Origin of the sequence: Pseudomonas sp. HMSC066A08 (assembly GCF_001813025.1) — a bacterium.
GTDB lineage: Bacteria > Pseudomonadota > Gammaproteobacteria > Pseudomonadales > Pseudomonadaceae > Pseudomonas > Pseudomonas aeruginosa.
This window is the reverse complement of record NZ_KV811290.1, coordinates 51545-66475: the sequence shown is the minus strand read 5'-3', so window position 1 is coordinate 66475 and position 14931 is coordinate 51545. Positions and strand designations below refer to the sequence as shown.

The 14931-nt window shown below is 66.1% G+C and carries 16 protein-coding genes; all 16 read right to left on the bottom strand.

All coding sequences use genetic code 11. The features are described 5' to 3' along the window. Nucleotides 1-191 precede the first annotated feature (191 nt). Complete coding sequence (locus HMPREF2886_RS09525; protein WP_023083173.1) at nt 192-2465, bottom strand: helicase-related protein; 2274 nt, start codon at nt 2463-2465, stop codon at nt 192-194. 110 nt (nt 2466-2575) lie between these two features. Further along, entirely contained in the window at nt 2576-2881 is a 306-nt protein-coding gene (locus tag HMPREF2886_RS09520) for a hypothetical protein (protein ID WP_019486119.1), read from the bottom strand. Nucleotides 2882-2983: 102 nt separating this feature from the next. Next, nucleotides 2984-4093, bottom strand: coding sequence for a DUF6094 domain-containing protein (locus tag HMPREF2886_RS09515; RefSeq protein WP_019486120.1), 1110 nt, complete (start codon nt 4091-4093; stop codon nt 2984-2986). A gap of 65 nt (nt 4094-4158) precedes the next feature. Next, entirely contained in the window at nt 4159-4809 is a 651-nt protein-coding gene (locus HMPREF2886_RS09510) for a hypothetical protein (protein ID WP_023083174.1), read from the bottom strand. A gap of 84 nt (nt 4810-4893) precedes the next feature. Next, nucleotides 4894-5259: a hypothetical protein gene (locus tag HMPREF2886_RS09505; RefSeq protein ID WP_023083175.1), complete on the bottom strand. Its 366-nt coding sequence runs from the start codon at nt 5257-5259 to the stop codon at nt 4894-4896. Nucleotides 5260-5348: 89 nt separating this feature from the next. After that, a complete protein-coding gene (locus HMPREF2886_RS09500; protein ID WP_023083176.1) occupies nt 5349-5960 on the bottom strand; it encodes a DUF3275 family protein in 612 nt (203 codons plus the stop codon). A gap of 55 nt (nt 5961-6015) precedes the next feature. Next, nucleotides 6016-6555 carry an STY4534 family ICE replication protein gene (locus tag HMPREF2886_RS09495; RefSeq protein ID WP_023083177.1) on the bottom strand — a complete coding sequence of 180 codons (540 nt, stop codon included), beginning with the start codon at nt 6553-6555 and terminating at the stop codon, nt 6016-6018. 344 nt (nt 6556-6899) lie between these two features. Continuing rightward, on the bottom strand, nt 6900-7265 hold the full coding sequence (locus HMPREF2886_RS09490; RefSeq protein WP_010792167.1) for a DUF3085 domain-containing protein: 366 nt from the start codon (nt 7263-7265) through the stop codon (nt 6900-6902). A 65-nt stretch (nt 7266-7330) separates the two neighbouring features. Continuing rightward, nucleotides 7331-8128 carry a hypothetical protein gene (locus HMPREF2886_RS09485; protein WP_023083178.1) on the bottom strand — a complete coding sequence of 266 codons (798 nt, stop codon included), beginning with the start codon at nt 8126-8128 and terminating at the stop codon, nt 7331-7333. 290 nt (nt 8129-8418) lie between these two features. Continuing rightward, nucleotides 8419-9135, bottom strand: coding sequence for a DUF5983 family protein (locus HMPREF2886_RS09480; RefSeq protein ID WP_016446172.1), 717 nt, complete (start codon nt 9133-9135; stop codon nt 8419-8421). A gap of 250 nt (nt 9136-9385) precedes the next feature. Beyond that, nucleotides 9386-9778, bottom strand: coding sequence for a hypothetical protein (locus tag HMPREF2886_RS09475; RefSeq protein ID WP_003141051.1), 393 nt, complete (start codon nt 9776-9778; stop codon nt 9386-9388). 25 nt (nt 9779-9803) lie between these two features. Then, nucleotides 9804-10040 carry a hypothetical protein gene (locus tag HMPREF2886_RS09470; RefSeq protein ID WP_016446173.1) on the bottom strand — a complete coding sequence of 79 codons (237 nt, stop codon included), beginning with the start codon at nt 10038-10040 and terminating at the stop codon, nt 9804-9806. 781 nt (nt 10041-10821) lie between these two features. Then, entirely contained in the window at nt 10822-12837 is a 2016-nt protein-coding gene (locus tag HMPREF2886_RS09465) for a DNA topoisomerase III (protein ID WP_018076215.1), read from the bottom strand. A gap of 294 nt (nt 12838-13131) precedes the next feature. Further along, complete coding sequence (locus HMPREF2886_RS09460) at nt 13132-13515, bottom strand: single-stranded DNA-binding protein (protein ID WP_023083180.1); 384 nt, start codon at nt 13513-13515, stop codon at nt 13132-13134. Then, the gene (locus HMPREF2886_RS09455; RefSeq protein ID WP_019486762.1) at nt 13512-14060 is read right to left on the bottom strand and encodes a DUF3158 family protein; all 549 of its coding nucleotides are present in this window, start codon (nt 14058-14060) and stop codon (nt 13512-13514) included. The genes HMPREF2886_RS09460 and HMPREF2886_RS09455 overlap by 4 nt, the downstream gene beginning before the upstream one ends. Beyond that, nucleotides 14057-14845, bottom strand: coding sequence for a PFL_4669 family integrating conjugative element protein (locus HMPREF2886_RS09450; RefSeq protein WP_019484524.1), 789 nt, complete (start codon nt 14843-14845; stop codon nt 14057-14059). The genes HMPREF2886_RS09455 and HMPREF2886_RS09450 overlap by 4 nt, the downstream gene beginning before the upstream one ends. Nucleotides 14846-14931: the final 86 nt, after the last annotated feature.

The window sequence follows — 14931 nt, the reverse complement described above, 5'->3', positions numbered from 1 at the left end:
GCTTCCCTGGAACACGGAGCGCTCACCATCGCCGCCGCTTGGCCTGCGGGCAGCAAACAAAACGCACTGGCGCCCGCCCGAATACATGGCGGGGCGGCGCCATGGACTGCCATACGCCCAAGAAAAACGGCCCCGAAGGGCCGTGGAAAGAAGCCGGCGACCCCGAGGGGCCGCCGGCATGGGCACATGGATCAGACCGTGACAAGCTGCCGCGCCAGTGCGACCTCGACGGAATCACCATCCTGGTTCAGAACATCCAGGCCCGACTCGGGTACGTCTCCCGACGTGCTTTGCGAGACCATGATCTTCCTGGCCATCAACCCCAGGCAGGTCATCTGCGAGGAGTTGGCGTAGCCGAGGTAGATCACGCGCACCGGCTGCTTCTGGCCGATGCGCCATGAGCGCCGGGCGGCCTGCTGCAACGAATACACGTTGTAGCCGGACTGGAGGAACACGATGGTCGGGAACTCCAGCAAGTCCAGGCCGGTTTTCACCAGCTCGGGATTGGTGATGAGCACGTCGATGCCGCGGTCCAACTGCTCGGCGATCCAGTCTTCCCGGCGGGAGGCATCTACGCTCGCGCGCAGTACCGCCACCTTGAAGCCTTCCTGCTCCAGCAGCACCTTCAAGCGCGACGTGGTGTCGCGCGTGCCGGTATAGACCGAGTAGACCAGGGTCTTGCGACCTTCTGCCTTCTCCCGCTTGCAGATCTCGATCAGCTCGCGCTCCTTGGGCATCACCTCCATCTCGTTGAACTGAGCCGGGACGAACGCCAAGGTGTTGCGCGTGCGCGGATGCACCACCGTTTCCGACCGGAAGCAGCAGTCCGGCCAGGCCAGCAGAACGTTGAGGACCACACCGAGCAGCGTCGTGTCGCGCTTCGCCAGGGCCTGCTTCAGCTCCTGGGTCAGCCGACCCGCCAGATCGCGGTAGGCCGCAGCCTGCGCCGTGTCCATCGCGACTTCGCGGAACTCCTCGTCGTAAGGCGGCAGCACGTTGCCACCGATGTCCTTCAGCTTGAGGAAGACCGTGAACGGCAGGACGCACCGCAGCACGCCCTTGGGACCGAAACCCGGCGCCTTGACCGTGCGCACCGATACCTTGGTGCCCTTGGCCGTCTTGTGCGCCGTGCCGGTGCTCTCGGAATAGATGTCCTTCAAGACACCGTGATCACGCATGAACGCCATCGCGGCCGACGTCATGCTGCCGCTCTTCGTGGGCCGGTAGCCGTCTTCGATCATCCGCCCCGGCAGGGCTCGGAACAGCAGGTGGAACAGGTCGTCGCCGTAGCCGCCCATCAGCGTGCCGGTGAGCAGCAGCGTCTTGCGCGCCTTGGCCGCCAACACCCCCATGGCCTGGCCCTGAGCGGAGCCGCCGTTCTTGTACTCGTGCGCCTCGTCGGCGATGAGCAGGTCGAACGTGCCTTGGGGAAGCTGCCTCTTGATGAACTCGGACGGCTGGTAGCCGCCCTCGCCGAAGCCGAACTCCATGTTGGCCATCGCGCGTTCCATCCGGTGGGCTTGCCGATCCGAGAAGACCAACTCGCCGCGGTCGTCCATCAGGTTGATGAACTCGTGGACGTTGTCCCCGAGCATCGACGCGAGGAAGGCGTCACCGAACTTCTGCATCAGCTTCTGCGCGGTGACTTCCCCGATGGTTGGAATACGCTTCAGTGCCTTGAGCACGGTCGAGGACTGGTCGCTGGCGGACAGGCCTCTGGGACGGATCAAGGACCACAGCGGTGCACGGCAGTGGCTGCACTTGCGGCGGGACTCTTCGGCTTCGAGTTCGACCGGGTTGATCGGCTCGCCGTCGAGATCGGTGATGACATGCCCGCAATCCGGGCAGGCCCCCACGTCGCCGTGAGGCGTGCGCCGTCGAACGAAGACAGGTTTCCAGTGGAACCCCATCCGCATCCGCACTCGGCCCAGGACGAAGAACTCCTGGCCCTGGGCCGGCACGCCCAACTGCTCGCGCAGTTTCAGCAGCTTGACCAGCGTGTCCGGGCCATTGAGCACCCAGACCTTGGCACCGGCCACCGTCTCCTGGATTTCGCGCCGCCACTTGTAGACCAGGTGGGGTGGCGAGAGCACCAGGGTGCGGCGGTAGCCTTCGGCGTTGAGCACGGCGGCCGTGGCGATGCCGACGGTCGTCTTGCCGCAACCCATCTCGCCATTGACGATCGCGGCGCGTTCGCCGCGGTCGACCAACAGCTCGGTGACGGCATGGACCACATCGGCTTGCGCCGGGAACAGCTTGCGCTTGAGTGCGGCGAGGATCATTTGCCGATGCACCCGCACCTGACCGGTGTAGACCGGAGGATTGGCGCGGTTCAGCGAATCGAGCAACTCGTCGCCGAACTCCGATACGAAATCCTGCAGGCTGAGTGTGAGAGGAGAAGATGCCGCTTCGAGCAGGTCGCCCTGCACAGCGGTTACGGGAACGGTTTCGAGATCGAGGGACATGGTGATGCTCCAAAGCAATGGGGCATGCACCTCCCCCACGGGGCGGTGACATGCCCCTGGGTGGGAAGAAAGACGCGGCAAAGAAAACTGTAGGTGCCGCTGGATGTGGATCAGTATTCGCTGGGCAACAGCAGCGTGGTGACGCTGCGATCCCATTCGGTGATGATCCAGAGCTTCAGGTCGCGCGTGACCTGGTAGGACGAGAACAGACGATCCTCGCCGGACTTCAGCGCGGCATCGTTCTGCCGTTGATCGCTGTCGTCCAGGTCGCCCCAGTCGCCATGAAGATGGCGGCGCAGGTACGCGCTGGGATTGAGCCGGCCCTGTCGGACCAGCTCGTCGACGCCGGCGGTCATGACCACTTGCCCGGGCGAAAAGCGTGCTTGTGATGCGAGGTTGAGGATTGCGAGTGCCATGGTGGTTTCTCCTTCTGGAAGAAGGGGCCACGGCACCCCATCGGGGGCAACGTGACCCCGGTGGGTGGATGAAAGCGACGGCGAACCGTCAGGGAACAGCGATCAGCGGATGGTCAGCACTTCGCCCCACGTGGGCGAGCCCAGCGTCAAGTCCCATGCACGAATGACCGGCACGAACTTGTCGGTGAGGATGCGCGTCTCGGCCACGGAGCCGTCGTCGCGTTCGGTGTATTCCGTCTGGAGGGTCTTCTCCTTGTGGGTATCACCTTTGACGACGAGCACGCGCCCGCTCTTGGACTTCACTACGCCGGAGATCGCGCCTGCGGCCAAGGCCAAGGCGAGATGCCAGTGCGACAAGGCCCGCGCGGGCGGACGCAGCGATTGCTGCGCGGCGCCCAGGTGCGTATCGAGCGCCGGCCAGAGACCTTGCAGCCGGCCGACTTCATCGGCGAACTGCTCGGGCTCCATCGTCACGCGATAGAAGTGCTCCGGCTCGGCCGGGCTGGCAGGGACGGTGTACGGCAGGAACGGCCATTCGAGCGGCAGTTCCTCGGCTTCGGCGTCACCCTGTCCGATCTGCAGCAGCAGACCGCGCAAGGACTTGGCCGACTCCGACGCCTGGTCGCGTTGACGAATCCTGCGACCGAAGATCACCACCTGCTTGAACTGCGTTTCCACCGCACGGTAGATGCGCAGGTCTTTGAGGTGGCGCGTCAGCCATCCGACCAGCTCGGCGTCGAGCACGTAGGACGGCACGATGAAGACCAGCACGCCACCGTACTGCAGCAGCGGCAGCGCGCGCTGATAGAACAGCTTTTCCAGCCGCGCACGGCCCTGACCCTGATAGCCGATGTTGCCGTTCACGTCCTTGCTCAGGTCGCCATAGGGCGGGTTGAGCCACAGCAGGCCGAAGGACTGGCGCGAGATCAGCGTGTCCATCAGGTCGCCGTGAATGCAGCGATCGACCAGTTTCCGTGCGTGGCGGGCACGCTCGGCGTCGTACTCGACGGCGAAGGCCTGGACCTGTTCGCGCCCGAGGGCGTGGGCGGCTTCGGCGATCGCCACGCCTTCGCCGGCGCAGGGATCGAGGATGGACATGGCGCCGGGAGACGGCGCCAGCGCGGACAAGGCCCGCTCCAGCGTCGGCTCGTCGGTGGGGAAGTAGCCGTTACGAATGAAGTTGCGCGCCAGGCGCGGAAACATGAGTGCCATGGATTTCTCCTGGTGATGGATGAAGGAAGGCGGGCACGCGCGGCGCGCATGCCCGTGGGGATGGCTCACGCCACACGCCGAAGCGGTGCGTCCGCGGCCAGTTCGTACTGCGTGGCGCCGAGGGTGCCGTTGCGGATCAGCTCGCCCAACGCCTTCGTCAGCGCCGGGACATCGAGGGCCAGCCGATGGCCTTCCAGCGGCCCGAGGGCCAAGGGAAGACCGGTCAGCATTCGCCGTGTCTGCAACAGCGCCAGCACGGTGTCGCGCCAGTGGTCGAGCAGTGGCAGCGGGCAGGTCTCCTGCACCAGCGTCCACAGCCGGTCGAGCCGGTGAGCGGAATCCCTGGGCAGAAGCGCCAGCGCGCTGGCGTTGGCCTTGTCTGGCTTCACGCAGCGACGATCGAACAGCCACACATTCGTCAGCGAACCGAACAGCGTTCGCCGATAGGCACGGGTGATGCGCTTTTCCAGGTTCTCGACGTTGCCGACGAAGACCGGGATGGATGCGCCCTGCTCGGTGATGACGTGGAACTGATCGAGTCCCTGTTCATCCCGGCCGAGGGTCAGGCGGGCGAGGAACTCCTGAACGGCGGTGTCGCGCGCCCAGATCGAGAGAAAGACGAGATTGCCCTGCTCGTCACCGACGCAAGCGTCGGCCATGAGGTCGGGGCATTCGTCGATGCGGTACAGCGGTTTCGCGGAAGAAGGTGCAGGCATGGTGATGTCCTCTTGGAAAAGAAGGAGCAACCACAGCCCGTGGGGCCGTGCTCGCCCCGGTTGGGTGACGGAAGATGCGTGCCGCTAGGCAGCGCGCCCCGCGTGGAAGCGGTGAACCCGCTCCCGCCACTCGGAGCTTTGCACCGGCGCCATGTCGAGATAGCGCAGCGGGCACGAGTAGTAGTACGGATGCACGGACTCATCGAGGGACTTGTAGCCCCAATCGCCGCCCGAGCTTTCCAACAGATGGCAACCGATGTAGCAGACGAACTCACCGGCCGCGAGGCCCATGACGCCCGCCTGCCTGGCGGTGACGCGAACCACGGTCCACAGAACGTCGCCGTCCAGCGTGTGGTCGATGACTTCGCAGCAAGCGCGTTCGGATGCCTGCGGAGCGAGCAACTCGCGGATCAACTGATCGTGCGTCTGACGAACGAAGGTCCAGCCCATGAGGGTCTCCTTGAAGAAAAGGCCGGAGCCCTCCCCGTCGGGGGAGAGCCCCGGCGGGTGGCGGAATGCCGCGCAAGGCGGCGGATGGATCAGGCAGCCTTGAGGTGCCAGTCCTGGGACAACGGAGCGAACTCGTAGCCCAGCTTGTCGAGACGGTCGCGCTGCTGACGCAGCACACGACGATCCACGGTCGCATCGAGCTTCACGGTCTCGCCCAGGGGCCACAAGGCACCGAACAGCGCCGCGTCGTCTGCCTCGGCCGAGGCCGCAGCGGACACGGGAGCCGGTTCGCTGCCGAACGGCGTGGTATCGACCAGGGGGTCGCGCGGACTACGCGGCTTCGCCTTCGGCTTGGCCGGGGGCGTTGCCGGCGCGGGCGCCTGCGCTTCCTCGTCGATTGGATCGACTTCCTGCGGACTCAGCCGGCGGGCTTCGTCGCGGCTCAGGGCGTCGATGTTGGACAGCGTCATCCCGCCCAGATGGGCGCGGATCTCGATGACCATGCGGCCGTTGGCGTTGTACGTGGATGGGCGAATCTCGACGATGACGAAATCACCGTCGTACTTGCCCTCGCGGTACTGATCGAGTTCGGCGTTCTTCACGACGAACTCGCCGATCGAGGTCGCCAGGCGGCCGACGTTGAAGTCGCCGTTCCTGCCGTGGATGGTCTTGATGGCCAGTTGGCCGGGGATGGTGATCATGAAGGCCTCCTGCGGACGAAGAGAGGACAAGGCCCCGAGGATGGGGCCTTGCGGATCAGAACGACTCGGCAACGGCCAATGCGGGGGCATCGGCAGCGTCGGCGACGGGCTTGGAAGGCTCCGGTGCCGAGGCTTGCTGCGCGGCGGGCGCGTCGGACGTCACAGGGACTTCCGGGTCCCGCTCGTCGGTCTCGGTCGGCTTGGGTTCGGCCTTGTAGACGAGCTTGCCGTCGACCTTGATCCAACTGACGAACAGCAGGCGGGCCTTGAGGCTCACACCCTGCTCGCCGGCACGCTTGCCCTTGGAGTAGGTGAAGGTGTCGGTCCACAGGTCGCCCAGGCGGAAGCCGATCATCACCTTCTTCTCGGCGTCGACCGCCTGAATGCAGCGGCGCACCAAGTGCTGAGCTTCCGATCCCGATACGCGCGTGTCGAAGCGCACATACGAGACGTCATCGCTGGGACCGTTCAGGGCCGCGATGTCGCAGGCCAGGAACGCATCGCCTTTCTTGGGCTTCACTTCGCGGATGCGATTGAGGTACCCGAGGCCGGTGATGTGCAGATCGAAGTAGGACTTTTCGGTGGAAGTGGTCATGGTGAATCTCCTGAAGAACAAAGAGGCGGAGACACACCCGACCCAGGCGGGGAAGGTGTGGAACCCCCGCGTGGGTTGATGGAACAGCTTGGTGGCATCGCCATCGAGAACCGATGGCCGTTCGCGCATGGATGCCGGTGCGAACTGGGGTGATCAACGCGGTCGGAACCGCGTCGCAGCCTTGAAGATCGTGGCTGCCTGGGCATGTCGCTGACGGACGTCAGCGGAACATGGCCGGAAGCGTGGCGCCAGGACGGCGCGCAGGCGAGCGGCAATCGGCACTCGCGGCTGTCCGCATTGCCGGGAAGAAAGAGGCCCCCGAAGCGGGGGCCAGGGATGGGCGGTCAGTTACCGCTGGGCGTGGGAGGAACCGCCTGCAGCGATAGGTGTGTCGCGGAGGCGGACACGTCGAGGTCGTCCTCGCTGCGCAGGATGCGCGCAAACACGCCCTCCTGCGGATCGAAGAACTCGCCGAAGTCGTCGCCACCGAACTCGGCGCGCGCCAGCTCCCACCAGTCATCGAAGGCATCGACATCCGGGTTGCAGCCAGCGGCATAGGCGATGGTCTTCTGGCGACCATCGGGTCGGCGCTCGCCGCACTCGGCCAGGAAGTACACGCCCTGATCCTTGACCAGGATGACGCGGCATTGATTCGCCACCGCTTCGGCGAGCACGGGCCGCAGCTCCGTGCCTTTGAATCGAACAGTCATGGGTGTGATCTCCAGGGGGCAGGAAAAGAGGCTTCCCGCCGCGAGGGCGGGAAGCTGCTGTGAGATCAGTGCCGGATAGCCTTACGACACGACAGGCACTGCACGCGGATGCGCCGCCAACTCCCGTCGTCGATCAGCCGTTCCAGCGTCTCGCCGAGGGTGTCGAAGAACACCTCATCGACCCGTTCGACCAGCTCGCCGTCGCGGTGCAGCTCCACCGCGTAGAGGTCGAGGCCACGCTCATACAGCACGGTGACGCGACCCTGGAACTTCTTCGTGGCGACGGTGAAGCCGATGGCCGGCGGCGTGCGGATGATGTCGGCGGGCAGCGGATCGACCCAGGTGATGTCCCGCGCGCCGGCATCCACCAGCATGTGGGTGACGCGCCGGAAACCGTCGGGAGCGGGCAACTGCTCCAGTTGGTCGACCAGTTCCTGCAGCTCGGGGCAGCGCGGCTCGGGGATCGGCAGCTTCGCCGGTGCGGCCCCGAGCACGAACCGCTTCACCGTGTAGGGCTGGCCGTCGGCGGTGAACTCGGTCTGCTCCTCGGGCGTGTCCGCCCGCTGACCGTCGAAGCGGCGTCTGACATAGGGTTCGACCTGCACCTTGGCGCCCTCGTCGGGCACTTCGGTCACGAGCGTGCGATCGAGCACCGCGAACTCGGCTCGTCCCGTCTTGACGACGATGGCCTCGTCGGTGGTGGCGATGACCTTGCCCTCGAAAGGCTTCGGGTCGATGTGAAAGCCCAGCGTCGAAACCTTGGGCTGGCCGTCGAAGATGTTGAATTTGAACGAACGGACGTTGGAAGGCACATGACCGACAACGAGCGTCGGCATCTGTGCGCGGATGGCTTGGGTATCCATGGGGAGACTCCTTGTGGCAACCAAGGGACTCCCGCCCGCGAGGAAGGTCTGTCCCTTGAGGGTGAGGTGGATGGACGCGGGTGCGCCCGGAGAACGAAGCAACCAGCACGGCGAACCGCGCCGCAGTCTTGAAGGTCTCGACTGCCTGGGCATGCTGCCGGCAACGCCAGCGAACATGCGGCCAGCGTGCGGCACATGGCGGCGACCGTCCGTTGGGAATCGGTAATGCGCCGGCACCGCGTTCCGCGAAAAAGAAGAGCCCCGACGTGGGGGCTCGAATGGGTTGCGGGTTACTCGTCGTCGTAGAGCGTCAGCCCGTCCAGCACTGGCGCGTCGGCATCGAACACCAACATGCGAACGTCGGCGAGCGCAGCCAGGTGCAACACTTCCACGAGGGACTCCGGCACGCCCTTGGCCCGGTGCTCCTGCCGCAGCTCTTCGGCGGTGATGCCCTCGACATGCTGCAGGTTCGCATCCGTCCAGGGCGTGGCGATCAGCTTCACGCCGACCGCCGGGCTGTAGGGAATGCGGAAGGCCACGAACAGAAAACCGCTCGGCGTGGCGATGTCCGCCAGTTCGGCGAGGAAGCGACCGGCCTCCTCGGTGATGTGCGCCGAACTGATTTCCCAGGCACGGCTGTAGAACCCGGTCTCGAAGCGCAGGCGGCGTACCACCTCGCGCGCGGCTTCCTCGGAGTAGGTATCGCCGACGTGCAGCGGCTGGCCGGCTTCTTCGGCCATGACGGCGTAGACGAGGTTTCGGGCGATACCGTGGCTGGGGCACTGCGCGTCCAGCTCGGGCGGCACGTTCTGGCCCTCGGTGATCAGCGCGAAGTCGTCGCAGAAGACGCAGGCATGGCGCTCGACCTGGCTGTCCGGCAGGTGCGACTGCGAGACGTGCAGCGGCAGGTAGCTCAGCGGGCAGTCGTCGTCGTAGGAAATCGCCAGCAGCCGCTGCACGGACAGGCCATCGTAGCCGCGGGCGAAGGGATTGTTGGAATGGGACATGGGATTCCTCCAGCAGAGGATGGCCGAGGCAATCCCCTGCCGGGGATTGAACCCCAGCGAGTGGATGAAGTGGCAACCGGTCAGCCGGCCGCGGCGTCGGGCCGCCCTGGTGGCGGGCGGTGCAGGTCAGTGGAAGATGGTGATTCGGGACATGGCCGCTCCTGCGAAAAGAAGGAGGGACATGGCCCCGAACGAGGACGCATGTCCCTCGTGGGGTGGGATGAAAAGACGGTGGGTTGCCAGGCGCGGCTCACCAGCCGTTGTAGTGCAGCGTGAGGTCAGCGATGACCTGGCGCCGTTCCAGATCGAGGCCGCCGAAGTCGGACAGCCCCTCGAAGCCGCAACGCTTGAGCATCGCGCCGCCCTCGCGGGAGTTGTAGAAGCTCACCATCGCGGACAGGAACATGCGTTGACCGCTGCTCAGCACGCCCAGGGCGTCGTTGAGCATCAGCATGTTGGGCCGCAGGTCCCACTTGGTGGTGGCACGCTGCAGACCTTCGCGTGTGCCGTCGCCGAACCACTCGTGGCCGGCGATCTGCGCGCCGCGCTTCCAGGCCTCGAAGAAGGCCTGCGGTGCAGCGTCGAAGTGCGCCTGTTCCAGCGCCATCTGATCGAGCACGTCTTCGGGTAAAGACAGATTCATGAGAGAACTCCTTGAAGGGTGGGAATCAGGGGTGAGCGCGCTGTGTCCAGGCATGGGTATCCAGGGCGCGCTGTGCTGCGAGGTGGGTCGGGAAATACTCGACGGACTCCCGCGATACCGGTCCTTCGTCGTCTTGTGTGCCGATGTAGTGGCCGGCCGCGCTGCGCAGCACCTGTAGCGGCAAACGCTTGCCGGTCCAGGTCAGCGCCAGCGCACCACTGCGCACTGCGGTTGCAGAGGAAGATGCGGAAGGTTCAGACATGCCGTGCTCCTTGGTGGGTCGGGGAGCACGCATCCCGCAGGGGATGGGGTTCCCCTCGGGTGGTTGAGAAAAGTGCATCGTCGCCAGGCCGGCGAGCGTCCGCGGTGGGCGATGCGAAGCGGACTGGATCGGTCGACGCGGCGAACCGCGTTGCAGTCTTGAAGACCGAGACTGCCAGGGCATGCCGCTGACGACTGTCAGCAACGCATGGCGTGAGGATGGGCGCGAAGCATGGCTGCCGTCGCAGGGAAAACCGAATCGCGGACGGCCCGCTTTAGGGCAATGGCCCGCGTCACGGGACAAGGCAAAGACCAGGGCGCCGAAGGCCACACGGGCCTTCGGCTGAAGAGAATGGAAAACCACCTGTGGGCTGCGTCAGCGCAGGCCGTCGTCAGAGCCGTTCGCTGCGTCAGCAATCGCACCCGGCCCGTTTCGTGGCTGGGGCCGGAAACCTCTGGCGTGCATCCACACACAAAGGGAGCCCGATGTTTCGCCGGCGGGCACCGGCACGGAATACCCTCGGCCCAAGGGGCCTCCTCACGGCTCGCGCGGCGGCAAGGCGTCAGGAAGCCCCTCGTGACCGAGGCAAGGCACACCGATCAAGGGAATGGCGGCGGGCGCGATTCGTGGAGCAATGACCTTCTCGCCCCGTCGCCCGACGGCGGGCAGACGGGGCGCGCACACCGTTGCAGAAGGAGACGCGCGCTTTGGAGTCCCGCGCGGTGCGGGACGTTTGCCTCGCCGCCAGTGAAGTGGCCGGCGCGGCAGGGGGAAGCGAGGATCAGGACGCCTTGGAGGCAGCGCGCCGCTTGCGCGGTGCGCTGCGCCGGCCCGTCGGGGACTCGATCGGCAACGTGCCCTTGCAGTCCGGGTAGCGCGAACAGGACCAGAACGCGCCGCTCTTGCCCGTGCGCTGCTGCATCGGTGCGCCGCACTGCGGGCAGGCCGGCGCCGGCGGCAGCTTGAGCGAGAGCGTTGCGCCGCGGTACTGCTGCACGAGCTGGCCGACCCACACGGACTGCTTCTCGATGAAGGTGTCCAGCGCCATCTGGCCGGCCTCGATCATGTCCAGCGCCTGCTCCCACACCGCCGTGGTGCCGGGGTCGGCGATGGCCGAGGGCACCGCGTCGATGAGCGTGAATGCCGCGTCGGAAGCGCGGACGGCGCGGCCTTTCTTGACCAGGTAGCCGCGACCGATCAGACCGTTGATGATGTTGGCGCGTGTCGCCTCGGTGCCGATGCCTGTGGTATCTCGCAGCTTCTGTTTCAGCCGCGGGTCGGTCACGAACTTGGCGACAGTCTTCATGGCCTTGATCAGCTCGCCCTGCGTGTAGGGCTTGGGCGGCAGCGTCTTCAGCGCCTTGAGATCCACCTTGCCGACCGGGCAGGACAGGCCCGCATGCAGCGCCGGCAGCACCTGGCTGCGCTGCGCATCCTCGCCGTCGGCATCGTCCGGCCCCGGCGTCGCCAGCACCTCGCGCCAGCCGGTGACGGCGATCTGCTTGCCCACGGCCGCCAGCGACTGACTGCCGCACGAGAACTGCGCTACCGTCCGGTCGAACTCATGGTGCGGGAGGAACTGCGCGAGGTAATGAGCGCGGATCAGCCGGTAGACGGCCAGTTCCTTCTCGTTCATGGCCGACAGGTTGGCGGGCTCCAGCGTCGGGATGATGCCGTGGTGAGCCGACACCTTGCCGTCGTTCCAGGCGCGCGAACGCTGGTTGCGGTCGAGCTGGCCGATCAAGGGCCGCAGGCTGGGATCGGTGGCGAGCAGTGCATCGAGCACCGCCGGCACTTCCGCGAGCATGCTTTCGGGCAGATATCCCGAGTCGCTGCGCGGATAGGTCGTCGCCTTGTGCGTCTCGTACAGCGCCTGCGCGATGTCCAGCGTCTCCTGCACATCGAGGCCGAGCTGACGCGAACACACTTCCTGCAAGGTGCCCAGATCGAATGGCAGCGGCGGTGCCTCGCGCACGCGCTCGGTGTCCACCGACACGACCTGCGCATCGCGTGCCGCGCGAATGCGATCCGCAGCCTGCTGCGCCACCGGCTGCTGAAGGCAGCGACCCGCTGCATCCGTGCTGCCTTCGGGCGGTATCCAGCTCGCGGTGAAGGACCGGCCGGCATGGGATAGCAGCACATCCACGGCCCAATACGGCATGGAGACGAATCGCGCGATCTCGCGATCACGATCCACGACCAACTTCAGCGTCGGCGTCTGCACGCGCCCCACCGACAGCACGCCGGTGTAGCCGGCCTGCCGACCTAGAAGCGTAAACAGCCGGCTCAGGTTCATGCCGATCAGCCAGTCGGCGCGCGATCGGGCGAGTGCGGAGAAATACAGCGGCAGCGTCTCGGCGGACGGCTTGAGCGCACCCAGCGCTTTGCGGATCGACGCATCGTTGAGCGCCGACAGCCACAGGCGCTGAATCGGCCCGCGGTAGCCGCACAGGTCGATGATCTCGCGGGCGATCATCTCGCCCTCGCGGTCGGCGTCGGTCGCTATCACCAGCTCGCCCGCCTTGGCGACGAGCTGCTGCACGACCTTGAATTGCGCTGCGGTCGCCGCCTTGGGCTCGACACGCCAACGCTCAGGAAGAATGGGCAGTTGCTCGATGGCCCAGCGCTTGTATTGCTCGCCGTAGCCTTCGGGCGGAACCGCCTCTACCAGATGACCGATGCACCAGGTCACGACGACACCCGCGCCGCTGTAGCAGCCGTTGCCGCGTTGACCGGCACCCAGCACACGGGCGATGTCCTTGCCCTGGGACGGCTTCTCGCACAGGAAAAGGCGCATGAAGCCTCCTTGGAAATGTGCGGTTCATCGGATGGGCGTCAGCTTGGCGGGGCCAGGAGATGCCGGCAGCAAGGAAGTCGATTGATGCAGACACCGCTTTGTGATCGGCAGGCGGTTCGTTGCCGCAGCGGTGTGCATAGATCGTAGGAGCTGGCACAGCAAGAGCGTCGTTTCGGGAGGGCGGCTGGAACTCCGTGGACGACCTTGGAGCTATCCCCTTGGGATAGCTCGCTGGTGCATCGCGGGCGTATGACGGTTGCTACAGTCGCCCTCGGGGGAACGGCGATGGGCGAATTACTGTCCACCGGCCGGCTTGGTGCTGAGCGCCACCGAATCGATGCGGTACGGCAGGATGCCCACGCGCCGCGCCTCGACCTTGAACGTCACGCGCTCGTTCTCGTCGGCGTCCTCCCATTCGTCGCGCACGGTGCGGCCCTCGACCAGCACCCGCATGCCTTTCTGGTATAGCGTCTTCCAGTGCTCGGCGTCGCGGTGCCACAGCTCCACGGGCGCCCAGAAGCCGCCGCGATCTTCGTACTCGCCGTCCTTCTTCGGGATCGGGTTGTCGAAGTAGACGTTCAGGCGAAGCAGCCGGCGTGGCTCGTCGTTGCCGTTCGGAAATTCGCGGTAGTCCGGCGCAGAACCGATGTTGCCCTCGCCGACGAAGTGCGTGCTCATGGAGACTCCTTGGTGGTGGGTGGAACGGATGCGGTATGCCCGTGGACGCGCCGCAGGTAAGCCGCTTCGGCCTGCGCGGCCTTGTTGGCGCATTCCAGGGCTTGGCGGGCGATGCTGTGGGTCAGGCTGATCTGCATGTTCAGCACGATGCGCTGCAGTTCGATCGCGTACAGATCGTCGATCAGCGAGGCCGGCGTCGCGGGGTTGGCCAGCAGGGCCTCCCACAACGCCACGCCCATGGAGGAACGGTCGAGGTTGCGCCAGCGCAGGAAGGTCGTCCCTGCGCCAGTGGCCTGCTGGGCCAGTTGCACGTCGAGCAGACTGAATGGATAGGCGCGCGCCTGGGGCAGCACGCGCCGCTGCGCCAGGCCAATCACGTCGTCGCGCAGCGCTGCGCACTGGCTGGCCCAGGTCTCCAGACTCCCCTTACCCTTAAAAGGCTGTAAAAGGCCTTTTAGGTAGCCTGCGTGTTCCAGCCGCTGGAAGTCCGCCTGTTCCAGCGCCACGAAGCGCGTGGAGTGGCTGATAGGGGGCGATGCTGTCATGCGCCAGCACCCTCATCGCCCGCGGCACCATCGGCTGCGCCACCCGTGGGAGCCTGCGCATCGGGCACGATGGCAGGCGCAGCAGGCGGCGTGCCGGGCTTGTTCGACCGCCGCGCGATGGGTGGCGCGAAGCGCGAGCGGCGCGTGCCTTCCAGCACGTCCTGCGGCAACTCGCCGAACTTCTCCAGCGCCGCTCGCGCCGCCGCGTTCTTCGCCGCGAAGTCGTCGCGCGTCGTGCCCGAGTAGCGGTACTGCTGGGCCAGCGAGAACAGGCTGCGCAGCGCGTGCGCACCATCATTGAGCCAGCGCTCCAAGGTGCTGCGGTCGATCAGCGCCGTGTGGTGCGCCAGGATGAGCTTGCGTGCCAGGTCGTCGTAGTCGGCCAGCAGATACACCGCCATGAAACCGAGCTGGGCGTTCACGAACAGCGGCAGCTTCACCGGCTGCACGTTCATGTTCTCGCCCAGGGACAGCGCCGCTGGCACGTCGGCCAAGGCCTGATCCACCTGTTCGCGCAGGGTCTGCAAGCGGGTCTTGGTGTCGGCGAGCTTGTCCTCGATCCGCAACATCCACGAGTCCGAGTACGGGTCGTCCTGCTCGGCGCCGCGCTTCATCTTGTTCATGGCGCCGATGAAGCCGTTGAGACCGATGATGCCGGGGCGCCCCTCGGTCGGCGCACGGCCGTGCCAGATGCGCGAAGCGTGGTGCGTGTGCAGCGTCAGCGACATCGCGCTGCGCAGCGATCCGAGATTCAGTTGCAGGGGTTCTGTGCGTTCGTTGGCCATGAGAGCGACTCGCGGTGAAGGGGCGAGTCGCCAGTATCGGCATCGGCCGGAAGGCTGTCAGTCAACAAACCGCAGCCCATGCGCGC